Origin of the sequence: Salinisphaera hydrothermalis C41B8, assembly GCF_000732535.1 — a bacterium.
Lineage (GTDB): Bacteria > Pseudomonadota > Gammaproteobacteria > Nevskiales > Salinisphaeraceae > Salinisphaera > Salinisphaera hydrothermalis.
Map to the genome: position 1 here is coordinate 211498 of NZ_APNK01000003.1, position 24995 is coordinate 236492.

Here is a 24995-nt window from a genome sequence, read left to right on the forward strand (position 1 = left end):
CTAAGCTGGCGTAAATCCTACCGCGCAGACGATCCATGTCGATTGTCGATCCCATCAGCCAGATTTTCCTGCGTCTGGAGCGGCGCAACCAGCCGATGCATATCGGCGGGCTGCAGCTGTTCTCGGTGCCCGAGAACGCGCCCGCCGATTACGTCCATCAGCTGGTCGACCGCGCCCGGGCCCAGAACGCGGTGCAGCCGCCGTTCGACAAGCGGCTGAAATATCGCTTCGGGCAACCGTTCTGGATCGAGGACCAGGATTTCGACATGGAATATCACGTCCGGCATCTGGCCTTGCCGGAGCCGGGGGCCATCCGTGACCTGCTGGCGCTGGTGTCCATGCTGCACGGCGCCCTGCTCGATCGTGCACGGCCACTGTGGGAGGTGTATTTCATCGAGGGCGTGACCGACAACCGGTTCGCGGTGTACACCAAGTTCCATCATTCGATGATGGACGGCATCTCGGCGATGCGCGTGCTGCGGCGGTTTCTGTCGATCGATCCCGGCACCGAGCATTTCCGGGTGCCCTGGCAACTGCCACCGCGGCCGAGTTCCCGTTCACATGCCTGGTCCGCCGGGCTGACGATGTTGCAGAGCAGCTATCGCCAGGCGGCCGCGCTGCCGGCCGCCGCGCGCTCGCTCTACGACGCCTGGCACGACGCCCATCACGACCCGGACTTCACCGGGCCCGCCCAGGCACCGGCGTGTATTCTCAACCGTCCGGTGAGTGGCTCGCGCCGGTTCGCGGCCCAGGGCTATTCGATGACGCGTATCCGCGACGCAGCCGATGCTTATGGCACGACGGTCAACGACGTGGTGCTCGCCATGTGTGCCAGCGCGCTGCGGCGCTATCTGATCGATCTGGACGCACTGCCCCGGGCCCCGCTGATCGCCATGCTCCCGGTATCGCTGCACGACGACGATGACGCCGCCGGCAACCGTATCGCCCTGATCTACGCCAACCTCGCGACCGACATCGACGATCCGGTAGAACGACTGGGGGCGATCAAGCGCAGCGTCGACTACTGGAAGCGCCGCTATAAGCGCATGTCATCCGAACAGATCATGGCCGTGGTGGCCGCGATGTCGGCCCCGGCCGGGTTGAATCTGTTGTCCGGCCTCGTGCCGAGCCGGCAATCGTTCAACGTGGTGATCTCCAACGTGCCCGGCCCCGACGACACGCTGTATTTCGGCGATGCCGAAATGCTCGGCATGTATCCGATGTCGATCGTGCTCGACGGCCAGGCGCTTAACATCAGCCTGGTCAGCTATCGCGATACGCTGGAATTCGGCCTGATCGCCTGTCGGCGTTCGTTGCCGTCGATGCAGAATCTGCTGAAGTATCTGGACGATGCGCTGGACGAACTGGAACATGCCGCGGGCCACGTGCCACACGACTGAACAGGCATTGATCGCACCCGCGTGGCGCGCCGCCGCGTAGGGCTGGGATATGACCGGAACATGCCAGCTCTGCGGCCGCGAGGGCGTTCGCACCACGCGTCATCATCTGATCCCGCGTCGAACGCATCGACTCAAGCGTATCCGCAAGCGCTTCGATCGTGACGACCGGCTCGGCCGCATCCTGCATATCTGCCGGCCGTGCCACAGCCATATCCACGCCGTGCTGGGCGAAAAAGAACTGGCGGAGGTCTACAACACGCGCGCCGACCTGCTCGCGCATCCCGATATCGCCCAGTTCGTGGCCTGGATCGCCGACAAGCCGGCCGGCTTTCGGCCGTCCATTCGACGACCGAAGCACGGGCGAAGCGGTTAGCCCCCGGCTACGCCGGCACGTCGGCGTCCTCGCGCACCAACGCGCGGGCGATGCGATTCCCCTCTTCGGAGTAAAGACGCACCACGGATTCGCGAAACAAAAACGATTTCTCGGTATCACCGCCCGGATCGGCCCCGGCAGCGGATAGCATCTTGAACTCGTCGCCTTCGGCGGTGACACAGTCCAGAAACCATCGGCCACCACCGACCAGGGCGGCCGCTTTTACCCGGCCGCGGACCGCGCCCGGTGTACCGTCCTCGACGATCTGGATTTCTTCCGGCCGAATCCCGATCAGGGCCGCGCCCGGCCGGGGCAAGTCGCCGGAGGCATCATCGGCCGGAAGCCACAATGGTTCGGGCAGAACCGAGCACTTCACACGCATGCCGGGGGCCTGTCCCCGATCGGCGCGTTCCAGCTCCGCCGCGATGAAGTTCATGCCCGGTGACCCCAGGAAATAACCGCCGAACGCGCTGTCCGGATTGTTGTAGACATCCACCGGTTTGGCGCTTTCCACGATATTGCCCGACTGCAGCAATATGATCTTGTCGGCCAACGTCATGGCTTCGGTCTGGTCGTGCGTGACATACAGAATCGTCTGCCCGATCTCACGCGAGAGCTGCTTGATGCCGCGCTGGATCTCGATCTTGGCATCGACCGCAACGTTGGTCACCGGCTCGTCGAAGATCACCACCTTGGGCCGGCGCACCACCGCGCGCCCGACCGCCACCTTCTGTCGCGATTCGTTGTCCAGGCCATCGACGACCTGGTTCGCGCGGGCCGTGAGATTCAGGATCGACAACAGACGGTCGATCCATTCCTTTCGCTGGCTCGCGGACATGTTGCCGCCGCCGCGCTGGCGTAGCGGCAACTCCAGATTCTCGTAGACGGTCAGCCCCCGATAGACGACCGGGTACTGAAACACCATGCCGATGTCGCGCCGGCCGACCGAGAGGTTCGTTACATCCTCGCCGTCGAAAAGCACGCGGCCGGCATCCGGGGTTTCGAGTCCGGCGATGATGCGCAGCAGCGTGGTCTTGCCGCAACCGGACGGGCCCAACAGGCACGTCAGCGACGATTCCTCGAACACGGTGCTGATGGCGTTGGCCGCCACCACCGGGCCATAGCTCTTGGTAATGGATTCCAGTTCGATCTTGCTCATCGGTTGCCTGCCCGAAACGTACAATCAATCACCTGACCCGACTCCGGGTCGTAGGCGCGCATCATGGCGGGCCGTACCCACATTCGGACCGCCCCCTGCAGGTCGTCGCGCGAGCGCACGAGGTCGCTCGGCTGGCTGGCGACGACTTTGCCCACGTCGGTCTGCAAATGGAGGATTGAATCGACCCCGATGTCCTCGATCAGCCGCAGATCGGCCGGGAAATGTACCGCGTCCTCGGGGGCGTTTTCGTAGCCGATATGCTCCGGGCGAATCAACAAGCGAACCCGATCGGCGGCCTGTGCCAGCAGCCCCGGCTCGTCGACCGCCAGATCGAACAGCTTGCAGGACACCGTCTGGCCCGCGTTGGCCACTGTCGCGTCGATGAAATTCGCGCGCGGCATACCAAGCACGCGGGCCATCGCCGCCGACTGCGGCGACTGATAGGCCTCGACCGCCGGCACGTTCTCGCGAATCCGGCCGTCCGCCAGTACCGCCACGTTGTCACCGAGCATCAACGGCTCCAGTGGATCGCCGGTCAGGTACAGAAAAGTCGCGCCGATCTGCTTCTGCAAAAGACACAGATCCAGCGCCAGCTGCTCGCGTAGTTTGAAGTCGAGCCCGACCAGTGGATCGTCGAGCACGTACAGCGCACATTTCTTGACCAGGCCGCGCGCAATCGCCACGCGTTGTTTCTGCCCGCCCGAAATCTGGTCGACCCGCTTATCGAGCAGACTGTCGATATCCAGCATTTCCGCCATGTGGCGGACCTGGGCCGCGATATCACTTTTCTTTTGCTTGGCCCGAAGCAGCGGATAAGCAATGTTCTTGTACACCGACATATTCGGGAACAGCGCGAACGACTGCGGCACATAGCCGATATGGCGCGCCGCCGGTTTCACGTCCGTGACGTCCTGATCGTCGATATACACGCGCCCGGCATCCGGCCGATCGAGCCCACAGATGATACGGGCCAGCGTGGTCTTGCCGGTCGAAGGCAAACCCGCGATCACCAGCAGCTGCGCTTGATCGGCGGCCACGTGGACATCGCTCAGCACCTCATCGCGACCGAACGTCTTGCGCACGCCGACAACTGAAAGACTTTGGTGTTGACTCATGAATTACCTAACGACCGAGCATGATCAGGAATGGCGCACTTTCGATGCTGACGCCCACCACGCATCCCACGATCACCCAGGTGATGATCAGTGCCTTGACGATGCCGGCGTAGCTTGCGTCGTCGGGGATGTTGTTGAACGTGAAACCGAGCAATACGGTGACCATGACCAGCAGCACCCCGATGCCGTAGACCAGCTGGCTCGACTGCTGGGCGATCAGCACCAGCGACACGAACAACAGCAGCGCGAGCGCCGTTCTCACGCCGCGAATGAAACGCGCCGCGCTGGGCGCGGATGTCTCCCGGCTCATACCTCACCTCGCACGGTGCCGAAGGTCATGCCGACCAGCAGATATTTCTGGAAGAAAAAGATCATGACGATGACGGGCATCATGTAGAGGCTCGTCGTGGCCGCCATGAAGGTCCAGTCGACGCTGCCGCCGGAATACATGCCGGTAGCCAGCAGGCCCGGCACGTTCTGAGTGGACGAGCCGCCGACGATGTAGTTCACGAGGAATTCGTTCCAGACGAAGATGACGTTGAAGATGAAGGCCGCGATCAGCGCCGGGCGCACCTGCGGCAGGATGATGCCGAACATGATCTGCAGATAATTAGCGCCGCAGATCAGCGCGGTTTCATCGAAACGCTGTGACACCCCGTCCAGAAACCCTTTCAGAATCCACAACGAGAACGGGATGGAATACATCGTGTAGAACAGGGTCAGCCCGACATAGCTGCCCTTCCAGTGCAGCTCCACGAACATCAGGAATAACGGGATGATCACCGCGGCCGCCGGCACCATGCGCATGCTCAGCAGCAGGAACATCAGGAAGTCGGAGCCTTTCGGCTTGAAGCGCGAAATCGCATAGGCCGCGGTGAACGACACGATCACGGCCAGCACCACCGATACCACCGACAAAATCACGCTATTGATCAATGCCGGCAGGAATTCCGGCCGATTGAGCGTGTCGACGATGTTATGGAACGTCGGCTCGAAGAACACCGTGGGCACGCTGGACAACATCTGGTCGGTCGATTTCAGCGACGACAACAGGATCCAGAGCACCGGCAGGAAGAAAATCAGCGCGATCAGCCAGAGCAGCAGGTAATAAGCCGCTCGCTTGACGCGAGTTTGCACGCTTGTGTGTTGGGTCGCGGCCATGATCATCCCTCCACCCGCTTGAGGCTCAAGACATACAGATACAGTGAGGTGAAGCCGATCGCGATGAGCAGCGCGACCACGCCCATGGTCGAGGCGTTACCCATGTCCAGCGAGTTGAACCCGAGCCGGTAGATCCGCATCCCCAACAGCTCGGTCGAAGCCCCCGGGCCGCCGTGCGTGAGCAGCAACACTACGTCCGTGGTCTTGAAGGCATCGATCGTGCGCAGCAGCAGGCCGAGCATGAGGATGAACTTCGCATGTGGGAAGATCACGCGTTTCAGGGTCGCGAACCAGCCGAGCCGGTCGACGCGCGCGGCTTCGAGTTCCGCCTGCGGCACCGAGGCCAGCGCCGCCAGCGTGATCAGCGTCATGAACGGCGCCCACATCCAGACATCCACCAACAGAACGGCGATCTGGGCCGACATCTGATGCGATAGAAAGTCGACCCGGTGACCGGTAAACAGCTCGGCGATATAGCTGATAACGCCAAAATTCGGGTTCAGCATCAGCTTGAAAAACACCCCGACCGAGGCCGGCGTCAGCAGCATCGGCGTGAACAGCATGGTCAGCGCGATACGTCGACCGGGCAGGTTCTTGCTGCCCCAGAACACCAGTCCGAGCAGTGAACCGATCAGCCCTGACAGCGAGACCGTCAACAGCATGAACAGAAACGTGCGACTAAACGCCGACCAGTCGGAGGGATCGCTCAGCAACGACAGGTAGTTGTCGATGCCGTTGAACATCGGCGGGTTGCCGGTGGTGAGGGTATAGTTGTAGAAGCTCAGCCCGACCATCCAGATCAACGGGACGACGTTGAAGACGCAGAAAAAAATCAGCGCCGGCGCGAGCAGCCCCCAGACGAACCCGTGGCGACCGAGCGACCCCATAAAGGAGCGTCGACCACCGGCGTTCGGCACGGCCGTTGTGGATTTGGCATTCATAATCAGAAGTTTCGCGAAGACAGGTTAGAGATCACGGCCGGCCGGGGCACCGCCCGGCCGACCGTTGCCGAACTCAGCCCAGACTCGGTGCCGAGCCTTTCGGTGCCTGTTTCGTCTCGCCTGCGTCGTGCAGGATCTTCTGCTGCTGGTAGGCGACGTAATCCAGAACCTTCTGCGGATCCTTGGCATTGCCCGCCGCATAGGAAGTGAACGCTTCCTGCTGCACATTCAGCAGCTTGGCGTAGTTCGGATCGTGCCAGAAGTCCTTGGTCCGGCCATTGGACAGCATGTACTTGTAGGCCTTGAACCACGGCTGGATGTCGTCGAATCCTTCGGATTCCAGCACCGACTTCACGCAGGGATTGCCGCCGCGCTTGGCGAATTCCAGCTGGGTGTCCTTGGCATACCAGTACTTGAGGAAATCGACGACCGCCGCCAGCTGCTCGTCGCTGTTGAAGGCGTTGACCACCCAGGGCTGGCCGCCCAGGGTGTAGGTGCGCTTCTTTTCGCCGTTGACGTCGAATGCCGGCGGCGGCACCACCATGACCTTGCCGCGGAGGCTGTCCGGAATCATGGTCGGGCCCATGGCCGCCCACTGAATGCAGGAGAAAACCTTGCCCTTGGTGAACAGGTCGGCCAGCTCCGGAATGCCGACTTCGTTCGCGCCCGGCGGGTTGTATTTCTGCAGGGCCACGAACTCTTCCAGCGACTTCGCGTTTTCCTTGGTGTTGAGAATGCCCTGTACGTTGCGCGTTTTCGGGTCCCAGATGTGCTGGCCCTTGGAAAACACGAACGGATAGTAGTAGCAGGAGAAATTATCGTAGGTCTTGGCGTATTGGAGCCCGATGCCGTAGAGGTTGTCGTTCGGACGCGTGAAGAATTCCATCACGTCCTTGTAATCGCCCCAGGTCAGCGCCTCGAACTCGTCGAAGGTCTGCGGCAGCTTCTTGTTGTATTTCTTCTGGAAGGCGCTTTGTTCCTTCGGGTCCTCCAGCATGTCCTTGCGGACATACATCACCATCACGTCGCCTTCCTGCGGCAGCCCGTAGATGCTCTTGGTGCCTTCCGGATAGGCCATATAGCCGTCGACGACGATATCCGAGTACCAGTCGATGTTCAGATCGGGGTTTTTCGCGATGATGTCGTTGAGCTTGAGGATCCAGCCCGGCGTAGCAAACGCGCCCAGCCACTGCGAGTCGCTGATCAGCAGGTTGTATTCAGCCGAATGCGTCGCCAGCGAGGTCGCCGCTTTCTGGAACAGCTGCTCGAACGGCGCCTGCGCGCTGGAGAAATGCACCTTGTAGCCGAGTTTCTTCTGCGCATAGGGCGCAAACATCGAGTTGCCGATCTTGGTCGACATGGCACTCGGCGGCCAGCCGGCCAGACCCAGAATCTCGAGATTGATGCTCGCCCCTTTCAGGGACTTGGCCATGGCCAGCGCGCTGCTGCCCAGAAACGGGATCGAAGCCGCGCCGAGGCCGGCCATTTTCAGCAGCTTCCGACGACTCATACCGCCCGCAGGCCGCTGGTCGACGATGTTGTCGCTATTGAATTCGCTCATATTCCCCTCCGATTGTTCGCACTTGTTGCATTCAGAACGGCCACGCGATCGAGCCCCGGCGGGAAGCCCTTGCGCGCCCTGTGACGATTGAATCGTCGTTGTTCCAACAACCATGCGGCCGCATTTTCTTCTGTCGCGACCGAACGGTTACCCGAGTCAATTGATAAGAAGCCCTCCTATCTAGTCCGAGATCACTTCCAGCGGCACACCGGCCGTCACGAGTTCCTCGATCATGGCGGGATCCGCCCCCGACGTGGTCAGCACGTGATCGAATGAATCGAGACGTGCGAACTGATGCAGCGCCGATTTGCCGAACTTCGAACTATCGAAGGCCAGCACGCTACGTTCGACGCTGGCTTTCATGATGCGTTTGGTCCGCACCAGCGCATCCTCCTGCAGGTACGCCGACCCCTTCTGGACACCGGCGACCGAAAACACGGCGAGATCAGCGCTCAAATGCTCGAGCGCCAGATCGCAGGTCATGCCGAGATAGGCATTCATGGTCGGGTCGTAGCGGCCGCCGAGGCAGATCACGGTGTAGCCATCGTCTTCACGCAGGGTTTCCACCAGGGCGGCCGCATTGGTGATCACGGTCAGCGGCTTACACTCCGGCAGAAATTCCACCAGCGCCGCCGTCGTGGAGCTGTCGTCGAGCATCACCGTCATACCGGGCTCGATGAACTCGGCCACCCGTTGCGCCAAAGCACGCTTGGGCGCCGCGCTGCGTCGCGCGCGGTAGTGGTAATTGCTCTCGAACACCACGCTCGGCAGCACCGTGACCCCGCCACGGACCTTGCGTACGAAGCGAAGATCCACCAGCCGGCTGATATCCCGATGAATGGTCATACGGCTGACACCGAAATGCTCGGCCAGCTCGCTCACGCTGGCGGTTTCCTGCTCGCACAGGAAGTCGAGAATTTCAGTCTGCCGCTCCATACACCCGGGCCCCGAAGAATCGCTGCATAACACACGAAGTGTTTTACGTAACTCTTATCGTGTTACAAACAACATCATTCAACGTTGCAACGTTGTCTGTTAGCGATTGGTCGAAGCCCCATTCGTCACAACGCAACGCCGGCGCATCCGCCGGGCAGACACGCCCGTTCACGGGTCCGCGCGAGTTTCGCGAACGATGAGTTAAGTGGATGAAACCGAAGCGGTTCGAGCGCCGCCCAACTTTCGGGATATGCGGCTACGGCGCGGCGCTGAGTGCGCCGCCGCGATCAGGGTGCAACAGCGCCCCAGCAATGTCACAGAAGTCCGTGAAAACGCCATCGACGTCGTAATCGAAATAAAACGCCGCCAGTTCGGCGCGCAAATTGTTGTAGCCGGGGCCGAGTTGGTCCGCACGGAAGGTGTAGGGGTGCACGAGCAGCCCGCGGTCGTGGGCCGCGTGCACGAGCGCGCCCTCGCTTTCGACGATCAGCGTCTTGTCCGGGCCGATGCCATCGGCATAGCTGGCAATGGCATCGAGTCCGGCGGGCGTGATCCAGTCGGCCTCGAGTTCGGTATGGCCAATGAGCTGGATCATCGGTAGCTCGCTACGCATTTCCTCGCGCATCACGCGCAGGTTGGTCGGCGAGAAACTCTGAACGAACACCGGCGCATCGCGTCCCGTGTAGCCGTATTCGGCCAGCAGGGCGAGTAGCGTCGGTTCCAGCGCCAGACCGGCCGCCGCATGGAACTCGGGCGACTTGGTCTCCGGATAGACGCCAACGCGACGCCCGGTCTGCCGATTGAGCGCAGCCACCAGATCGAGCAGTTCGGTAAAGGTCGGCACCCCGAACCCTCTTGCGTTGGCGTCGAAGCGACCGGGAAAAACCCGGGCGCCCGTCTCATCGACACGCTCACGCGCATGAAGCGTCCGCACTTCGTCGAGCGTGAAATCGGCGGCATACCAGCGGCCGTCACTGCGCGCCCGGGCCGGGTAGCGCACCGCCACATCGGTGGTGCGGTCGAGGTGGATATCGTGGCAGCAGATCAGCTCGCCTTCGCGCGTCGAAACCAGGTCGGGTTCGAGGTAGTCCGCGCCAAGCGCATAGGCCATGGCGTAGCCAGCCAGCGTGTGTTCGGGCAGATAACCGCTCGCACCGCGATGAGCGATCACGATCTTTCGGCTGGCTTCCATGGCGCGGCCCGCAGGAGTGACGATTTCAGCGTAGCTCACTCGGGCCCATGCGCCTATCGCTTGACGTCGTGCCGTCGGCCCATTCACATTTCGGAACTATTGTCCCGCCTAACAGAACCACAACGAGTGGCGATATGACGATATCCGTGGAACGCGCTTTCGGGCTGTTACGCATCGTCTGCGAGGCCGATCGGCCGCCGCGTTTTTCCGACATCGTGAACGCATCCGGCCTGCCCAAATCGACCGTGAACCGACTCTTAGCCACGCTGGGCACACAAGGCCTGGTGCGCTTCGATAGCCAAGATAAATGCTATCGCCCCGGCTTCGGCCTGTTGTCGCTGGCGGCGGGCACCTGGGCCGGGCTCGATATCCGGCGCGCGGCGACCGACGAAATGGCCGCCCTGCTGTCCGAGCTTGGTGAAACCGTGCATCTGGCGGTGCTCGAGGGCGACGAAGTCATTTACCTCGACAAGCTCGAGAGTCCGCAGTCGATCCGGCTGTTTTCGGCCGTCGGCAAACGCGGGCCGGTCTACTGCACCGGCATCGGCAAGGCCATTCTGGCCGAGCTACCCGAAGCCGAGCGGGACGCGATCATCACCGGGCTCAAACCGATCCGCTACACGCCCTCTACCCTCACGTCCCCGGATACGCTGCGCACGGAACTCGAGGCGATTCGCGAGCGTGGCTGTGCCTACGACATGGAAGAGCACGAGGAAGGCATCCGCTGCGTGGCCGTGGCCATTCGCAACTTCCGCGGCGAACCGATTGCCGGCATCAGCGTGACCTCGACCGCAAGCCGCCTGGCCGGCACGCGCATGGTCGACGAAATCCAGCCACGCGTGATCGCTGCCGGCCGCCGGATCTCGGAAGCCCTGGGCCACCTCCCGAGCACGCACTGACCCCGATCCCAAACCAAAGTCGCAATTGACATCGTTGCAACACACGCTTCTAGTGAAGACGCACTAAGCGAAACAAAAGTTCCGACTAGCGGAACAAACAACAAGAACTGGAGGAGACGACGATGGGATTTTCATCCACCCGCGGATCGCTGCTGGCGGCCGTTCTGGTCGGCAGTCTGGCCGCAACCACGGCGGGCGCCGCCTGGGCCGCCGACAACGGCGCGGCCGATAACGCCGCCACCTGTACCAACAAATCGCCTTCCAAGATGCCGTTTTCGAAGATGACGGTGGGCTTTTCGCAGTCGGAGAACCTGCAGAATCCGTTCCGCGCCGCCGAAACGAAATCGGTGCGTGATGCCGCCAAGGCCGCCGGCGTCAAGCGTCTGCTCTATGCCAACGCCAACAGCGACCAGGCCAAGCAGGTATCCGACATCCAGTCGATGATCAACCAGGGCGCCAACGCGCTGATCGTCGCGCCGCTGAACTCGACCGGTCTCAAGCCGGCGCTGGAGGCCGCGGCGGCCAAGGGCATCCCGGTGGTCACCATCGATCGCCAGACCGCCGGCAAACCATGCCGTGATTTCATCACCTTCATGGGCTCGGACTTCCACAAGCAAGCCGTGCGCGCCGCGAAACAGCTGGTCAAGGCGACCGGCGGCAAGGCCAAGATCGTCGAGCTGCAGGGCGCTTACGGCAACTCGGTGGAAACCGCACGCACCGACGGCTTTGCCCAGATCATCGACCAGCACAAAGGCATGCAGATCGTGGCCAAACAGTCGGCCAAATGGTCGACCACCGAGGCCCAGAAGGTGATGTCTCAGATTCTGCTGTCGCATCCGGACGTCAACGCCGTCTATGCCCAGAGCGACACCATGGCGCTGGGCGCAATCAAGGCCATTCAGCAGTTCGGCAAGACGCCGGGCAAGGATATCCAGGTGGTCTCGATCGACGGTACCACCGAGGCGGTGAAGCTAGTCGCCAACGGCCAGATCGCGGCAGATATCGAGACCAACCCGCGCTTCGGCAAGCGGGCGTTTCAGGCGATTCACGACTATATGAATGGTCAGCCGGTCAAGCAGACGATCATCATGCATGACCATCTGTTCACCCCGGCCAACGCCCAGAAGTCGCTGGATAGCGGCAAGGTCTACTAAGCGATCGACGACGGCCCGCGCACCCCGGGCCGTCGCTCTCTCACCGATTTCTCAACGCCAAACGAGCCGTCATGTTTGAACTGCCCCATCCCCGTCATCTCGTCGCCGGCCTGCTCGGACTCGCTGCAGTAGCCACGCTCGGCGCCACCGGCGTCGCGAGCGCAGCCGACAACGCCCAGTGCCAGGCCGATTCACCGTCGCACAAGCCGCTGTCCGAGATGACCGTGGGGTTCGCCCAGGCCCAGAATCTGGCCAATCCGTTCCGGGCCGGGGAGACGGCCTCGATCCGCTCAGCCGCCAAGGCGGCGGGGATCAAGAAGCTGGTCTATGCCAACGCCGACAGCGACCAAGCCAAACAGGTATCCGATATCCAGGCGATGATCAGCCAGGGCGTGGACGCCCTGATCGTCGCCCCGCTGAATTCCACCGGGCTGCAGCCGGCGTTCAAGGCCGCGCGTGCCCATCATATTCCGGTGATCACCATCGACCGGCACACCGCCGGTAAACCGTGCCGCGATTTCATTGCCTTCATGGGCTCGGATTTCCATAAACAGGCGGTGCGCGCCGCCCAGCAGCTGGTCAAGGCGACCAACGGCCAGGCCAGGATCGTCGAACTCCAGGGCGCCTACGGCAACTCGGTGGAAACCGCGCGTACGAAAGGCTTTGCCCAGGTCATCGATCAGCACAAGGGCATGCAGATCGTGGCCAAGCAGCCCGGCGACTGGTCGACGACCAAGGCACAGAAGGTGATGTCGCAGATTCTGTTGTCGCATCCGGACATCAACGCCGTGTTCGCCCAGAGCGACAACATGGCGCTCGGCGCCATCAAGGCGCTGCAGCAGTTCGGCAAGAAGCCGGGGCGCGACGTGAAGATCGTGACCATCGATGGCGTGAAGGCCGTGGTGAAGAAGGTTGCCAACGGCGAGGTCGCGGCCGATGTCGAGACCAATCCGCGCTTCGGTCCGCGCGCGTTCTCGATGCTTGCCCACTATGCCGACGGCAAGCCGGTACCCGAGCAGGTGATCATGCACGACACGCTCTATACGCCCGACAACGCCGCCACGAAGCTCGAGCAGGGCAGCGTCTACTAACCCGACAGCAACGGCCACCGCGTGAATACGACCTCCACGGTGCCGGTCCTCGAGGCCCGGCACATCACCAAGACCTTCCGCGGCTTCGCGGCGCTCGACGACGTCTCGTTTGCTCTGATGCCCGGTGAAGTCCACGGGCTGATGGGCGAGAACGGCGCCGGCAAGTCGACGCTGATCAAGACCCTCACCGGCTTCCATGCCCCGGACGCCGGCGAGCTGCGTCTGGCGGGCGAAGCGGTCACCTTTGCTGATCCACGCGCGTCGCAGAACGCCGGCATTGCCGCGGTCTATCAGGAAATCAACCTGATCCCGGAACGCAGCGTGGCCGAAAACATCATGCTCGGGCGCGAACCGCGGATCGGCGGGCTGATCATCGACCGGCGCCGTCTGAATGCCGAGGCGGCCGACCTGCTGTCGCGCTACGGCATCCACGTGCAGGCCACCGCGCCGCTCAAGAGCCTAGGGCTGGGCATGCAACAGATGATCGCGATCACCCGGGCGATCGCGCTCGGCGCCCGGGTAGTGATTCTCGACGAACCCACCTCGGCGCTGTCGGGCTCGGAGGTCGACCTGTTGTTCGCGCTCATCAATCGGCTGCGCGACGACGGGGTGGCGATCCTGTTCGTCAGCCATCGGCTGTCCGAATGCTATGCCCTGTGTGACCGGCTCACGGTGCTGCGCGACGGCCGGCACGTCTGTACCGAAACCACCGCCGATCTGCCGCGTACCGCCCTGGTCACCGCCATGCTCGGCCGCGAACGCGAAGCTGAAGCCGCTGGCGGCGCCCGCAGTGAAGCCCGTGACGGGCCGACCGTGCTCGCCACCGAGGATCTATCCTGGCGCGATCGCGTGCGTGATGTGTCGCTGGATATTCATGCCGGCGAAGTCGTCGGCCTGGTGGGGCTGCTCGGCTCCGGCCGCACCGAGACGTTCAAGGCGATTTTCGGCGCCGAACGCGCCGATGCCGGCCGCATCATGCTCGAGGGCACGCCGCTGACCCGGCATACCCCGGCGATTTCCATCGGTCACGGTCTGGCGTTTCTGCCCGAGGACCGGCGGGCCGACGGCATCTTCGCGCGCCTGCCGATTCGCGAGAATCTCACCGCCACCACGCTCGGGTCGCTCGGGCGGTTCGGCCTGGTCTCGCGCGGGGCCCAGCGTCAGCTCGTGGACGAATTCGTCGAGGAGCTGTCGATCAAATGCAGCGGGCCGCAACAGGCAATCTCGGAGCTGTCGGGCGGCAACCAACAGAAAGTGCTGCTGGCACGCTGTCTGGCCACCCGCCCGAAGGCGCTGCTGCTGGACGATCCCACCCGCGGCATCGATGTCGGCGCCAAAGACGAAGTCCACGCCGTGATCCGGCGTCTGGCCGGCGAAGGCATGGCCGTGCTCGTGACCTCGTCCGAAATCGACGAGCTGCTCGCCATCTGCGACCGGCTGGTCGCCATCAACGAAGGCGAGATCGCCGGCGAACTGGATGTCGCCGGCCGCTCCGCCGACGACGTTCTTCATCTACTGGCCGGCGCCGCCGAACACGCGCCGGCCCGAGACCGCGCATAACCCATGGCCGAATCCGTCGTTTCCAAACCCGCCCGGGCCGCCGCGCCCCAACGTACGTCGCGCGAGAAACGCAGCGTGGTCGACTGGCTGCGAAGCAACAGCGTGTATATCGCATTCGCCCTGCTGGTTGCGTTCAATCTGGCCGTCACGCCCGGCTTCGACAACGTCTATGCCCTGCGCCAGCTGCTGTTCGAGGCCGCGCCGCTAATCCTGATCGCGCTCGGCCAGAGCCTGGCCATCGGTACACGCGGCATCGATCTGTCGGTCGGCTCGATGATGGCGTTGTCGTCATCGGTGATCGCGGTCGCTATCGGGCTCGGTCAGCCCGGGGCCATCGTTACCGCGATCGCCGTGACCACCCTCGTCGGCCTATTCAACGGCTCGATGGTGACGTTCCTGCGGGTCGATCCGCTGATTTCCGGCCTGGCGCTGCTGGTCGCCGGGCGCGGTCTGGCCAAGGTGCTGCTGGGCGGCTCGCGCGTGGATCTCCCGAGCGGCGGCATCCTTGGCTGGCTGGGCATGCAATCGTATTTCTTCGTGCCGGTGGTCGCGATCATCGCGATCGTGATCGCCGTGGTCGTCGCGGCCCTGGTGCGCGGTACCACCTTCGGCCGTTACACGCTGTTCGCGGGCGCGAGCCGATCGGCGGCGTTTCTCGCCGGCACGCCGGTACGCCGTACGCTGCTCGGGGTATATGCGATCAGCGGCCTGCTCGCCGGGCTGGCCGGCGTGTTCGCCTCGGCCCGCACCGGCGCGGCCGACCCGAACTATATCGGCGTGCTGTTCGAACTGGACGCCATCGCCGCCGCGGTGATCGGCGGCAACCCGCTCTCCGGCGGCCGGGTTTCGATTCTAGGCGCGGTATTCGGCGCTCTGCTGCTCCAGGTCCTGGACGCTACTTTCATCATGAACAATATCGACTACACCTACGCCCAGATCCTGAAGGCCGGCTTCATCGTCGCCGCGCTCTACCTCCAGCGGGCAGGGCACTGAGCATGAGCGATACCGCCACGACCCACGCCCCCGCCGCGCGCGACCATGCGCGCCGCGAACGCCTCGTCGCGCTGGTCCAGTCGCGCCTCGCGCTTGCGGTGCTGATTGTGGTCACGCTCGGGGCCGGGGCCTATTTCCCGAACCTGCTGGCACCGACCAACATCGAGAACATCGTCACCGCCGCGAGTTTTCTCGGCCTGATCGTCCTCGGCCAGAGTTTCGTGCTGATCATGGGCGGCCTGGATCTGTCGGTCGGCTCGATGCTGGCACTCGGCACGGTGATCTCGGCCTATACCCTGCCTTACGGCTGGCCGGTGGCGCTGCTGGCGCCGGCTGTCGCGGGCGCGCTGGTGGGGCTGATCGACGGCACGCTGATCGCGCGCGCCAAGATGGCGCCTTTCATCGTCACGCTGGCCGCGCTGCTGGGTATTCACGGCATCGCGCTGGCGTTGGCCAAGCAGAGCATGGATCTGGGCGACGCCGGCTTTTTCGGCACCATCGCCAACGGCGAGATCGCCGGCATCAACAACATGATCTGGATTCTGCTGATCGCTTTCGCGCTCGGCGCGCTGGTGCTCAACCGCACGCGCTACGGCATGGCGCTATTCGCCATCGGCGGCAACGAGGATGCTGCGCGGATGATGGGCGTGCGGGTCGAGCGCATCAAGATCGCGACCTACATGCTCAGCGGCGCGCTGGCCGGGTTGGCGGGTGCCCTGCTCGCCGCTCGCCTGAACTCCGGGCTACCGACCGCCGGCGAGGGCTACGAGCTGCAATCGATCGCCGCGGCGGTGGTCGGCGGCGTGCTGCTCACCGGCGGCGTCGGCACCCTCACCGGCGCCTTGTCGGGCGTGCTGCTGCTCGGCCTGATCCAGAACATCATCAACCAGATCGGCACGTTGTCGGCATCGTATCAACAGCTGGCCAGCGGCGCGTTCCTGCTGGTCGCCGTGATCATCCAGTCGCTGCTCAGCCATCGTCGCGGCGGCGAATGAGCCGCCCACCGCGCCGCCGGCCATTCAGCCCTGGCGGTGCCGAATCAGACCTTCCTGGGCCACCGAGGCCACCAGCCGCCCGTCGCGGGTGAAGATCAGCCCGCGTGATAGACCGCGGGCGTCCTGTGCACCCGGGCTGTCCATGGCATAGAGCAGCCAGTCGTCTACGGCGAGATCGCCGTGGAACCATAGCGCATGATCGATGCTCGCCATCTGCATGCCCGGCGTGAAGAACGATACGCCGTGCGGCAGTTGCGCCGTGGTCAGCAGATTGAAATCGCTGGCGTAGGTCAGCACCGCGCGATGCAGGGCCTGATCGGCGGGCAGCGCGGCCTTGGCCCGGAACCAGACATACTGCTCGGGCGCGCGCTTGTCGGGGTTGAGCATGTTCCAGGGTTCGACCGGCCGCAGGTCGATCGCGATCTCGCGGCCCACGGCCTCACGCAGCGACTCGGGCACGCGATCCAGGGCGTCGACCCATTCATGCCGCAGTTCGTCATGGCTGGCCAACCCTTCCGGCCCCGGCACCTCGGGCATGGGCGCCTGGTGGACATAGCCGTCCTCGGCGACATGAAACGAGGCGAGCATGGAAAAGATCGGCCGGCCATGCTGGATCGCCTGGACCCGTCGCGCGGCGAAGCTGCGTCCGTCGCGGATATTCTCCACCTCGTAGACGATCGGCTTGTCCATATCGCCCGGGCGCAGGAAGTAGCCGTGCATGGAATGCGCCAGCTGGCCCGGCGTGACCGTACGCGTGGCAGCCACCATGGCCTGACCGGCGACTTGGCCGCCGAACACGCTCTTGCCACCCAGATTGCGCGAGATGCCGCGAAACAACTGATCTTCCAGCACCTCGAGATCGAGTTGTGCCAGCAGATCCGCCACAAGAGCCTCGGACTTCTGAACCATGCGCCTTCCCTGAATTTACGATCGCGCCAGTCTAGGGCCTGTTGAGGTTGCGTGCAGGCGCCGCGTTGGCGTCCGCAACGCGTATCCGGAGGCGCACGAAACGGCTAGGGCGTGTTGAGGTTTGGTGCGAGTCCGCGCCAAGTGCTGTTTTGCGGCAAGACGAGGCGTAGCGAACGTGGCGTAGTCGTTCTACGCGAGAGAGCTACAACGCTGTATTGCCGCAAAACAGCGCTTGTCCCGAAGGGTTGGGCCGCAAATCCCGCCCGGCGGCGTTGCAAGTCTGGGTCGTGGCACGCCACGACGCGGCGACTCGCGCCTTGCCGGACACGATTTGCGGACGCCAACGCGGGCTCGCACGAAACCTCAACACGCCCTAGCCCTCATCGACCGGTTCCGCCGCCCGCATCACGAAATCGCAGCGGGCGAAAGCGACCGGGCGCTGACGATCGTCCTGCCAGCATTCGGCCTGGACCTGGGCCACCGCCCGGCCCACGCGGATCACCCGCGCTTCCACAAAACAGTCCGCCGGGCCGGCCGAGCGCCAGTAATCGATGGTGAAATCAACCGGATCCGGCAGCCGCGGCTGCGTCTGGCTGATCAGCGTTTCCAGCTGCATCGCCAATTCCAGCACGCCGGCGACCGTCCCGCCGTGCAACGCCGGCTTGGCGGCGTTGCCGATATGACTGTCGCGATACGGCATGACGTAGTGCCGCACCGGGCCGGCATCGACGATGCGCAGCCCCAGAAAACGCGCGAACGGAATAGCCGCGATCAGGCCCTCGTAATCGCCGCCAACCCGGGCGTCGTGCAGCCGGCGCGCGGCCGCGTCGGACAGCGTACGATCGGCACCGCAACAGGCGCTTTTCATGGTATCAGCGCCCCGCCGGTGCGCATGAACGTCGCCGTGCAGCGCGCCGTCGGTCGATCCGGATCGCCCTGGTGCAGCAGCGCGGTGACAAACGCCATGTGGCGCGTGACGTGATGACAGTTGGCCTCCACCTCGAGATCGCGGCCGGCCACCGCCGGGCGCAGATAATCCATGCGCAGATCCAGCGTTGCCACGGCTTCCAGCGACGGCACGGCCAAAAAAACTGCGAGGCCACAGCTGGAATCGGCGGCTGTGGTCGCGATCGCGGTATGCCACAACCCGGCTTCGACATTGCCGAGGAAATCCTCGCGATAGGCCAGACGCGTGCGCACCACGGGCGGCCCGGCGTCGACGAGCGTCAGCCCGATCGCGTGATTATGCGGAATAGCATCGGTGAAACGCCGCGCGATTTCGCGCCGCACCGACGGGTCCGTCTTGTCGATGTTGTCAGTCATCGCTGATAAAGATAGCGAGGGTGACGTATTCTGTCACCCTGGCAACCGCCGTCGCCTGCAACACGTAGAGTGTAGTGACGAAAACCATTTCCCGACCGGCAATCGTCGGTTCATTCGCGAAGGGCATCTGACCATGTCGTATACCGCACACGCCCTGTTCCCGCTGTCCACGGTCGTTTTTCCGGGCGGCATCCTGCCGCTGCGAATCTTCGAGCCGCGGTATCTCGAGATGGTGTCGCACTGCATGCGTGAAAACGAGGATTTCGTGGTCTGTATTGCCCGTCCGGCGCGACACGGCGATTTCGCCGAACCCCGCGCCATGGGCACCCGGGTCTCGATCGTCGATTTCGACCGCCTGCCGGACGGCGCCCTGGGGATTACCGTACACGGCCGTGACCGCGTTGCTATCGAGGACCCGCGGCAGACGCCGAACGGGCTGTGGTGGGGCGATGTCGTTCCGGTGGACGAAGACAGCGACGGCCCCTGCCCGATCGAGTTCGCGCCGCTCAAGGACATCGTCGCGGCACTGATCGCCGAGGCCGGGCTGCATTACGACAGCAGCAACCTGGCCTACGACTCCGCCAGCTGGTTGTCGGCCCGCTTGACCGAGCTATTGCCGTTCGACGCCGCCACCAAACACACCCTGTTGACCACCGACGATCCCCAGGAGCGACTACGTCGTATCCGGCCGATGATCGAGATCGACAACGGCAACCGGCAGTCGAGACGATGACGCGACATCGCGTATTGCGTGCCGAGCTTCGAACGCTGGCCGGCCTGTGCGCGGCGTTGGTGCTGGCCGGCTGTGCCAGCAGCCCGCCCCGTGCACCGCAGGCCAGCGTCACCAAGACGCCGCCCCCGCCCGATGCCGTCAAACAGGCGATCGTGCATCGGCTCGACACAACCCCACACGAGACGCCCGCGGCTCGAGCGGCGCTGCTCGGTTTCTATGACCAACGCGACGACGCGCCGGCTTGGTTCGCCCCGGATGCCCGAACACCGCGAGACGTCAGCGGCCAATTCATCGACTATCTCAAGGGCATCGATCGTCAGGGCCTGTCGCGTCGCCATTACATCGATTCGACCACCTGGGCCGCGCTCCAGGTGCCTGGGGTCCGTCGGCCCGATGCGCTGGCGCGACAGGACATCGCGCTCAGCCGGGCGTTTCTCGGGCTGGCACGCGATATCGATAACGGCCGTGTGCACAACGCCGCCATCCGCAGCGATTGGCGGCACGATCCCGACCCCACGAACGACGACGCACGTCTGACCACGGCGCTCCAGGACGACGATCCGAGCCAGGTTCTGAATGCGCTGCAGCCCGATCACGCCGGCTATCGAGAACTAATCGCGGCGCTGGCCCACTATCGCGATATTCAGTCAGCCGGCGGGTGGCCGCGTATCGCCTCCGGCCCTACCCTCCGGGCCGGCATGCAGGACCCGCGCATCCCGACGCTGCGCGAGCGCTTGCACATCACCGGCGACCTCGACGATCCGTCGGCGACAGCGGCTACGGCCCGGACGTATACCCCGCGGCTTGCCGACGCCGTACGTCACTTTCAGCGCCGCCATGGTCTGGATGCCGATGGTCGCGTTGGCCCGGATACGCTCACCGCGCTCGACGTACCCGTGGGCGTACGCATCGATACGCTCAAGCTGAATCTAGAGCGCTGGCGCTGGATGCCGCGCCATTTCGGCCCGCGCTATATCGCGGTCAACATCCCCGCTTTCTCGCTGACGGCCGTCGATGACGGCGTGACCGAGCTGGCCATGAACGTCATCGTCGGCGGCGCTCACGACAATCGTGCAACGCCGGTTTTCGCCGATCGCATGCGCTACCTCATCTTCCGCCCATTCTGGAACGTTCCGCACCATATCGCGGTGGATGAAATCGTGCCGCACGCGCGGCGTGATCCGCAGTATATGGCCGACCGCGGCTATCAGATCGTCAAGGCTTTCGCGCCGCACGCGACTCCTCTGCCGGTCACGCCGCAGCATTTAAGCGACGTCGTCGCCGGCCGACTGCAGATTCGGCAGGCCGGCGGCCGGGGCAACGCGCTCGGCCTCGTGAAGTTCATGTTCCCCAACCCGTACGCGGTCTATCTGCACAGCACGCCGGCCACGAGCCTGTTCTCCCGTAGCCAGCGCGATCTGAGCCATGGCTGCGTGCGCGTGGCCGACCCGGTCGCGCTTGCCCGGTTCGCGCTGGCCGGCCGTCGCGACTGGAACACCGCGCGTATCCAGCAGGCGATGCACCAGGGTGGGCGGCAACGCGTAAACCTGGCGCAACCGCTACCGGTTTATTTGATGTACTGGACGGCGTTCGTGAATGCCGACGGCGTGAATTTCCGGCGCGATATCTACGGTCGCGACGCCCGGCTAGGCCAGGCGCTTGCGGCGGCGCCGGGCGGGTCGGCCTGATGCGCGGCCACGTTGCGCTAGCGGCGGGCGCACTGCTGCTGACGGGCACGGCCATCGTGCCCGCCAGCGCCGCCGAGTCGCTCGCGGCGCCGGAAGCTGCCACGGCGTCGGGGTTCAAACTCACGGTCGACCAGCACACCATCGACGGCGAGGTCGGCAGCGTGATCGCGCCGCCGGGCGATACACTGCAGGTCGCCGCCACCGCGACCCCGTCACAGGCCCCACTCGCCCTGCATGCCGGCCCGGGTCTGAACGCCCGACCGATGGGCGCCCGGCACTGGCGGGTCGATGTCGAGCATACGCCCGGCGTGCATGCGCTGGTCGCGCGCGATCACGCCACAGGCGCACGCCAGCCGGTCAATGTATTCGTGCCCCAGTCGTTCGATCCATCCCAACGGCAGATCGATGGCTATCGTATCGGCCAGTACGAACTCACCCCGCGCCACGGCAACCCGATCTACGACCCGCCGACTGCGTTGCTGCGCATCGACCGGGACGACGTCGACGCGCGTCTGTCGCCGGATTTCACGATCGGCCAGTTTCTTTGTCATCAACAGCCACAGCAGTGGCCGAAGTTCGCGCTGGTGCGGCCGGCGCTCGTCGCCAAGCTGGAAACGATTCTCGACGCCCTACGCGAAAAAGGCATCGAAGCCGATACGCTCACCGTGATGAGCGGCTATCGCACCCCGCAGTACAACGCGGCTATCGGCAATACCACGGTCTACTCGCGTCATCTGTATGGCGGTGCTGCCGACATCTACGTCGATACCAACCACGACGATGAAATGGACGATCTCGACGGCAACGGCCGGATCGATATCGGTGATGCGCAATGGCTGGCCCAGCTCGTCGAAACCGTGGACGCGACCCATCCGCGTTTCGCTGGCGGGCTGTCGGCCTATCCGGCCAACGCCGAGCACGGCCCATTCGTTCATGTCGACGTACGCGGGACGGCGGTACGCTGGTAGCCCCATAACGATAACGGGCCCGAACCCATGCCGACCCATGCCGCCACGAACCGCCTCGGCCTCCTGATCGCCGCCATGGCGCTGGGCCTGGCCAGCACCGCCCATGCCGACTGGCGCCAGTATCGCGACGGCGCGGATCGCAACGCGGTCGTGTCCACCGATCTCGGCGTGCCGGACGACCGCGTCACCCGGCTCGACACGCCTGAAGGCGTACGCGCCACCCCGACCGTCATCGGCCGTGATCTGCTGGTCGGCAATAACAACACGGGGACGTTGCAGCGCATCGACCCGCGTTCGGGCAAAACCCGGTGGCAGACCCAGGCGCCGAACTGGGTGCATTCGGAAATGGTGTGGTCGGGCGATACGGTCATCGTCGGCTACGGCAATCGCTACTTCACATCCGACGCCGATCCGAAGGTCACGAACTATGCGCGCGGCACCGGCGAATCAGGCGTGCTCGCGCTGGATGCGCGGACTGGCGCGCAGCGCTGGCAGTTCCGTACCCTCGGCGAAGTCATGCCGACGCCGGCGATCGTGGGCCATCGCGTGTATGCCGCCACCGGCGGGCGGGCGATCCAGGTGCTGTCGCTCACCGATGGTCACCAGGTTGGGCTGATCCGCCTCGGCTCGTTCGTGAGCATGTCGTCGCCGGCTGTGGATGATGCCGGCCGGCTGTTCGTCGGTGGCGGCGACCCGTATCGGCTGTTCTGTATCGATACCCACGACAACCGCATCGCCTGGACCGCGGATTTCCCCGACATGCTCGGCGGCGTCGACGATGTGCCTCCGGCCGTCGCCGATGGCGTGGTCGTGACCAGCGGCGTGTACACCACGGCCGACAAGCACGTCTTCGATCATCGCCTGTTTGCGTACGACGCGGCCTCGGGCAAGCCGCTCTGGCAGGCCGATCTCGGTACGGGCGGGCCGGTGAAGAACAACCGCAGCGGCGCGCCGACGATCGCCAACGGCGAAGTCGTAGTCGGTTCGCCGACCAGCAAACAGCTCGCCGCCTTCGACCTGAAAACCGGCCACAAGCGCTGGTCGCTGGATACGGGCGCGATCAAGGCGCCGCCGGTGATTCACGACGGCCGTGTCTATGCCACCACGACAAAAGCGCAGCTGCTGGTGGTCGACGCCGCTTCCGGCCGGCTACTCCACCAACTGCAACTCGGCGACCAGCCACTCGCACCGGCCGGCCCGGTGCTGGCCGGCCGCGACCTGATCGTGCCAAGCCAGGATCACCATGTGTATATCGTGCCGCTGGCCTACCTTGAGCAGGCCCGGCCGACCGCAGACGACGTCACGGCCTCCGCCCCTTAGGCGATTCACCACGCTTAAGGCGGGATGGGCGCCCGTCCCGGATTGACGGCTCAATCAGACATGTCGGCTTACGGCCTGCAGCCTAAGCCGACCTCCATGTGACGCTTTCCGGCTTCGCTCCCGAAGAGAGTCTTCGAGTGCCGGGTGCCGGCCGACTCCGTGGCCGGTTGGCGCCTCAAGCCGGCCACGCCGCGACAGTACGACAACCGCATCGGTATGAATCTGCGTTGATCTGCGGATAAATTTTGCGGATAAATAATGGCTTAGATAATAAAAAGAGCAGTCATCCGGGCCCCGAAACCACCGAGTGCCAGTCCGCCACTTGCGCCGTTGGCGTTCATTGGCGGATTGAACACGTCAAATGACAATGCGTCAGCCGTGTCCGAACTCAGTTGATCGCCTTGTTCACCAGACTACGAACGGTGCTGTCGAGATCATCCACGGCGTTGCTGGCATCGACGTGATGCCGATCCGCGAGATAGCTTGGTTTGTCGTAGTCCACATGTACGGTGCCATTCGTGTCTTCGCTGACGAGAATCCGAACCGGCAGGTCGACGGCCACGGTCTGGCCGCCGGCGATCATCCGGGCCTGATCGGCGCCGGCATTGACGATCACCAATGTGGACGGATCGTCGTTGGCATCGAGCATGCTGCCGATGCTGTGGGCAGCCGCGCGATGGTCCCACTGCTGGAGCAGTTCCAGATCGCTGTTGTCGTTGATGGCGCCCACCAACCGGTCGAGCGTGGTGTTGAAGTCGTGATTGCTGGTGCGATCGACGATGCCTTCGCCCCGACTGATGCTGCCGACAGCACCGATACGCGATGCCGAATTGCCCGAAGCGTCGCGCACCAGGCTGTCGAGATCGGAGGCGAGCCCGTCGAGCGCGTCCTGGGCGTCGGAAACGTTGTAACGGGCTGCGAGGTAATCGCTGCTGTTATAGGCCACCCCCACGTTTTGCGCCGAGGCGTCGTTGCGCGTCTGGTAGACGAGCATGGCGGGCGGCAGGTCGAGCCCCGCGCGGCGGTCGGCGGCGATGATCGGCGTGATACGAGCCGGGTCGTCGAACAGGATGACGCGCGTCGGCCGGATATCGCGTCCGGCCGCACTGGCCTCGGCCTGCAGGTCGACCTTGAGCGTCTTGTAGTAATTGTTGTTGCCATCCACCGCCTGGGCCAGATTGTCGTAGGCCTGCGTAAAGCGATAGTCGGATTGAGCGACATCGAGCCCCGGCACATTGGTCTTGCTGACCTTGCTCGTATTGTCGTTGTGGTTGTGATGACCGCCGAAGACTTCGATCCAGTCGATATCGCAGCCCGCAAGAGCCACGGATAACAATAGAAGCCCCGTCAGCGGCCAGCGTGCGCGGCGCGTGTTCATGGGTATCGTCGCCTCGTGAACGATGGCACTCAAGGCTCGAGTCTATTGCAACCGGCCTGACCGGTTATTGACCCGGCACAAAAAAATCGAGAATTGATGGCGCGCCTATTCCCGAGCCCATGCGCCACGGCCCGCCGGCGAAGACG

Annotated in this window: 24 protein-coding genes; 12 read left to right on the forward strand and 12 right to left on the reverse strand. The window is 64.1% G+C overall.

Going from position 1 to position 24995, the window contains the following annotated elements:
* The first annotated feature begins 35 nt into the window (after positions 1–35).
* Entirely contained in the window at positions 36–1400 is a 1365-nt protein-coding gene (locus C41B8_RS04070) for a WS/DGAT/MGAT family O-acyltransferase (RefSeq protein WP_037334374.1), read from the forward strand.
* A 49-nt stretch (positions 1401–1449) separates the two neighbouring features.
* Entirely contained in the window at positions 1450–1773 is a 324-nt protein-coding gene (locus C41B8_RS04075) for a hypothetical protein (protein WP_037334377.1), read from the forward strand.
* Positions 1774–1780: 7 nt separating this feature from the next.
* On the opposite strand, the gene C41B8_RS04080 is transcribed toward C41B8_RS04075, so the two are convergent.
* The 8 genes from C41B8_RS04080 to glpQ all read right to left on the reverse strand — a co-directional run bounded on the left by C41B8_RS04080 (position 1781) and on the right by glpQ (position 9925).
* Complete coding sequence (locus C41B8_RS04080; RefSeq protein ID WP_037334380.1) at positions 1781–2932, reverse strand: ABC transporter ATP-binding protein; 1152 nt, start codon at positions 2930–2932, stop codon at positions 1781–1783.
* Positions 2929–4047 carry an ABC transporter ATP-binding protein gene (locus C41B8_RS04085; protein ID WP_084188468.1) on the reverse strand — a complete coding sequence of 373 codons (1119 nt, stop codon included), beginning with the start codon at positions 4045–4047 and terminating at the stop codon, positions 2929–2931. Before C41B8_RS04085 ends, C41B8_RS04080 begins: the two co-directional genes overlap by 4 nt.
* Before the next feature lie 7 nt (positions 4048–4054).
* Positions 4055–4357 (reverse strand): hypothetical protein, encoded by a 303-nt coding sequence (locus C41B8_RS04090; RefSeq protein ID WP_037334387.1) that lies wholly within the window; start codon positions 4355–4357, stop codon positions 4055–4057.
* Positions 4354–5208, reverse strand: a complete 855-nt coding sequence (locus tag C41B8_RS04095; RefSeq protein WP_037334574.1) for a carbohydrate ABC transporter permease — start codon at positions 5206–5208, stop codon at positions 4354–4356. Before C41B8_RS04095 ends, C41B8_RS04090 begins: the two co-directional genes overlap by 4 nt.
* Positions 5209–5210: 2 nt before the next feature.
* Complete coding sequence (locus tag C41B8_RS04100) at positions 5211–6095, reverse strand: carbohydrate ABC transporter permease (protein WP_037334576.1); 885 nt, start codon at positions 6093–6095, stop codon at positions 5211–5213.
* Positions 6096–6222: 127 nt separating this feature from the next.
* Positions 6223–7710 carry an extracellular solute-binding protein gene (locus C41B8_RS04105; protein WP_051883007.1) on the reverse strand — a complete coding sequence of 496 codons (1488 nt, stop codon included), beginning with the start codon at positions 7708–7710 and terminating at the stop codon, positions 6223–6225.
* 180 nt (positions 7711–7890) lie between these two features.
* Positions 7891–8646, reverse strand: coding sequence for a DeoR/GlpR family DNA-binding transcription regulator (locus C41B8_RS04110; protein ID WP_037334390.1), 756 nt, complete (start codon positions 8644–8646; stop codon positions 7891–7893).
* Between the two features lie 256 nt (positions 8647–8902).
* A complete protein-coding gene (gene glpQ / locus C41B8_RS04115) occupies positions 8903–9925 on the reverse strand; it encodes a glycerophosphodiester phosphodiesterase (RefSeq protein WP_332254105.1) in 1023 nt (340 codons plus the stop codon).
* A 47-nt stretch (positions 9926–9972) separates the two neighbouring features.
* Here glpQ and C41B8_RS04120 point away from each other — a divergent pair, with 47 nt between their 5' ends.
* The 6 genes from C41B8_RS04120 to C41B8_RS04145 all read left to right on the forward strand — a co-directional run bounded on the left by C41B8_RS04120 (position 9973) and on the right by C41B8_RS04145 (position 16530).
* Positions 9973–10737 carry an IclR family transcriptional regulator gene (locus C41B8_RS04120; RefSeq protein WP_037334393.1) on the forward strand — a complete coding sequence of 255 codons (765 nt, stop codon included), beginning with the start codon at positions 9973–9975 and terminating at the stop codon, positions 10735–10737.
* Positions 10738–10859: 122 nt separating this feature from the next.
* Positions 10860–11891 carry an ABC transporter substrate-binding protein gene (locus C41B8_RS04125; protein WP_037334396.1) on the forward strand — a complete coding sequence of 344 codons (1032 nt, stop codon included), beginning with the start codon at positions 10860–10862 and terminating at the stop codon, positions 11889–11891.
* Positions 11892–11962: 71 nt separating this feature from the next.
* Positions 11963–12982: an ABC transporter substrate-binding protein gene (locus C41B8_RS04130; protein WP_051883012.1), complete on the forward strand. Its 1020-nt coding sequence runs from the start codon at positions 11963–11965 to the stop codon at positions 12980–12982.
* A gap of 21 nt (positions 12983–13003) precedes the next feature.
* Positions 13004–14542 carry a sugar ABC transporter ATP-binding protein gene (locus C41B8_RS04135; protein WP_037334399.1) on the forward strand — a complete coding sequence of 513 codons (1539 nt, stop codon included), beginning with the start codon at positions 13004–13006 and terminating at the stop codon, positions 14540–14542.
* 3 nt (positions 14543–14545) lie between these two features.
* A complete protein-coding gene (locus C41B8_RS04140) occupies positions 14546–15535 on the forward strand; it encodes an ABC transporter permease (protein WP_037334402.1) in 990 nt (329 codons plus the stop codon).
* 2 nt (positions 15536–15537) lie between these two features.
* Positions 15538–16530 (forward strand): ABC transporter permease, encoded by a 993-nt coding sequence (locus tag C41B8_RS04145; protein ID WP_037334407.1) that lies wholly within the window; start codon positions 15538–15540, stop codon positions 16528–16530.
* 24 nt (positions 16531–16554) lie between these two features.
* On the opposite strand, the gene tesB is transcribed toward C41B8_RS04145, so the two are convergent.
* From tesB to C41B8_RS04160, 3 genes are all read right to left on the reverse strand, one after another.
* Positions 16555–17439 carry an acyl-CoA thioesterase II gene (tesB, locus tag C41B8_RS04150; RefSeq protein WP_037334409.1) on the reverse strand — a complete coding sequence of 295 codons (885 nt, stop codon included), beginning with the start codon at positions 17437–17439 and terminating at the stop codon, positions 16555–16557.
* Between the two features lie 373 nt (positions 17440–17812).
* Positions 17813–18307 (reverse strand): PaaI family thioesterase, encoded by a 495-nt coding sequence (locus C41B8_RS04155; protein ID WP_051883014.1) that lies wholly within the window; start codon positions 18305–18307, stop codon positions 17813–17815.
* Positions 18304–18762 (reverse strand): PaaI family thioesterase, encoded by a 459-nt coding sequence (locus tag C41B8_RS04160; protein WP_037334412.1) that lies wholly within the window; start codon positions 18760–18762, stop codon positions 18304–18306. The genes C41B8_RS04155 and C41B8_RS04160 overlap by 4 nt, the downstream gene beginning before the upstream one ends.
* A 133-nt stretch (positions 18763–18895) precedes the next feature.
* On the opposite strand from C41B8_RS04160, the gene C41B8_RS04165 reads away from it, so the two are divergent.
* The 4 genes from C41B8_RS04165 to C41B8_RS04180 are packed head-to-tail and all read left to right on the forward strand — an operon-like array spanning position 18896 to position 23471.
* Positions 18896–19495: an LON peptidase substrate-binding domain-containing protein gene (locus tag C41B8_RS04165; protein ID WP_037334415.1), complete on the forward strand. Its 600-nt coding sequence runs from the start codon at positions 18896–18898 to the stop codon at positions 19493–19495.
* Positions 19492–21183, forward strand: coding sequence for a L,D-transpeptidase family protein (locus tag C41B8_RS04170; protein ID WP_051883017.1), 1692 nt, complete (start codon positions 19492–19494; stop codon positions 21181–21183). Before C41B8_RS04165 ends, C41B8_RS04170 begins: the two co-directional genes overlap by 4 nt.
* Positions 21183–22151 carry a D-Ala-D-Ala carboxypeptidase family metallohydrolase gene (locus C41B8_RS19360; RefSeq protein ID WP_051883019.1) on the forward strand — a complete coding sequence of 323 codons (969 nt, stop codon included), beginning with the start codon at positions 21183–21185 and terminating at the stop codon, positions 22149–22151. Before C41B8_RS04170 ends, C41B8_RS19360 begins: the two co-directional genes overlap by 1 nt.
* Before the next feature lie 27 nt (positions 22152–22178).
* Positions 22179–23471 (forward strand): outer membrane protein assembly factor BamB family protein, encoded by a 1293-nt coding sequence (locus tag C41B8_RS04180; RefSeq protein WP_051883020.1) that lies wholly within the window; start codon positions 22179–22181, stop codon positions 23469–23471.
* A gap of 388 nt (positions 23472–23859) precedes the next feature.
* On the opposite strand, the gene C41B8_RS04185 is transcribed toward C41B8_RS04180, so the two are convergent.
* Positions 23860–24849, reverse strand: coding sequence for a DUF302 domain-containing protein (locus C41B8_RS04185; RefSeq protein ID WP_037334418.1), 990 nt, complete (start codon positions 24847–24849; stop codon positions 23860–23862).
* Between the last annotated feature and the right edge of the window lie 146 nt (positions 24850–24995).

Coding starts and splice junctions, on each gene's coding strand:
- C41B8_RS04070 (WP_037334374.1), top strand. CDS start 36: ATGTCGATTGTCGATCCCATCAGCCAGATTTTCCTGCGTCTGGAGCGG.
- C41B8_RS04075 (WP_037334377.1), top strand. CDS start 1,450: ATGACCGGAACATGCCAGCTCTGCGGCCGCGAGGGCGTTCGCACCACG.
- C41B8_RS04080 (WP_037334380.1), bottom strand. CDS start 2,932: ATGAGCAAGATCGAACTGGAATCCATTACCAAGAGCTATGGCCCGGTG.
- C41B8_RS04085 (WP_084188468.1), bottom strand. CDS start 4,047: ATGAGTCAACACCAAAGTCTTTCAGTTGTCGGCGTGCGCAAGACGTTC.
- C41B8_RS04090 (WP_037334387.1), bottom strand. CDS start 4,357: ATGAGCCGGGAGACATCCGCGCCCAGCGCGGCGCGTTTCATTCGCGGC.
- C41B8_RS04095 (WP_037334574.1), bottom strand. CDS start 5,208: ATGGCCGCGACCCAACACACAAGCGTGCAAACTCGCGTCAAGCGAGCG.
- C41B8_RS04100 (WP_037334576.1), bottom strand. CDS start 6,095: ATGGGGTCGCTCGGTCGCCACGGGTTCGTCTGGGGGCTGCTCGCGCCG.
- C41B8_RS04105 (WP_051883007.1), bottom strand. CDS start 7,710: ATGAGCGAATTCAATAGCGACAACATCGTCGACCAGCGGCCTGCGGGC.
- C41B8_RS04110 (WP_037334390.1), bottom strand. CDS start 8,646: ATGGAGCGGCAGACTGAAATTCTCGACTTCCTGTGCGAGCAGGAAACC.
- C41B8_RS04120 (WP_037334393.1), top strand. CDS start 9,973: ATGACGATATCCGTGGAACGCGCTTTCGGGCTGTTACGCATCGTCTGC.
- C41B8_RS04125 (WP_037334396.1), top strand. CDS start 10,860: ATGGGATTTTCATCCACCCGCGGATCGCTGCTGGCGGCCGTTCTGGTC.
- C41B8_RS04130 (WP_051883012.1), top strand. CDS start 11,963: ATGTTTGAACTGCCCCATCCCCGTCATCTCGTCGCCGGCCTGCTCGGA.
- C41B8_RS04140 (WP_037334402.1), top strand. CDS start 14,546: ATGGCCGAATCCGTCGTTTCCAAACCCGCCCGGGCCGCCGCGCCCCAA.
- C41B8_RS04145 (WP_037334407.1), top strand. CDS start 15,538: ATGAGCGATACCGCCACGACCCACGCCCCCGCCGCGCGCGACCATGCG.
- tesB (WP_037334409.1), bottom strand. CDS start 17,439: ATGGTTCAGAAGTCCGAGGCTCTTGTGGCGGATCTGCTGGCACAACTC.
- C41B8_RS04155 (WP_051883014.1), bottom strand. CDS start 18,307: ATGAAAAGCGCCTGTTGCGGTGCCGATCGTACGCTGTCCGACGCGGCC.
- C41B8_RS04160 (WP_037334412.1), bottom strand. CDS start 18,762: ATGACTGACAACATCGACAAGACGGACCCGTCGGTGCGGCGCGAAATC.
- C41B8_RS04165 (WP_037334415.1), top strand. CDS start 18,896: ATGTCGTATACCGCACACGCCCTGTTCCCGCTGTCCACGGTCGTTTTT.
- C41B8_RS04170 (WP_051883017.1), top strand. CDS start 19,492: ATGACGCGACATCGCGTATTGCGTGCCGAGCTTCGAACGCTGGCCGGC.
- C41B8_RS19360 (WP_051883019.1), top strand. CDS start 21,183: ATGCGCGGCCACGTTGCGCTAGCGGCGGGCGCACTGCTGCTGACGGGC.
- C41B8_RS04180 (WP_051883020.1), top strand. CDS start 22,179: ATGCCGACCCATGCCGCCACGAACCGCCTCGGCCTCCTGATCGCCGCC.
- C41B8_RS04185 (WP_037334418.1), bottom strand. CDS start 24,849: ATGAACACGCGCCGCGCACGCTGGCCGCTGACGGGGCTTCTATTGTTA.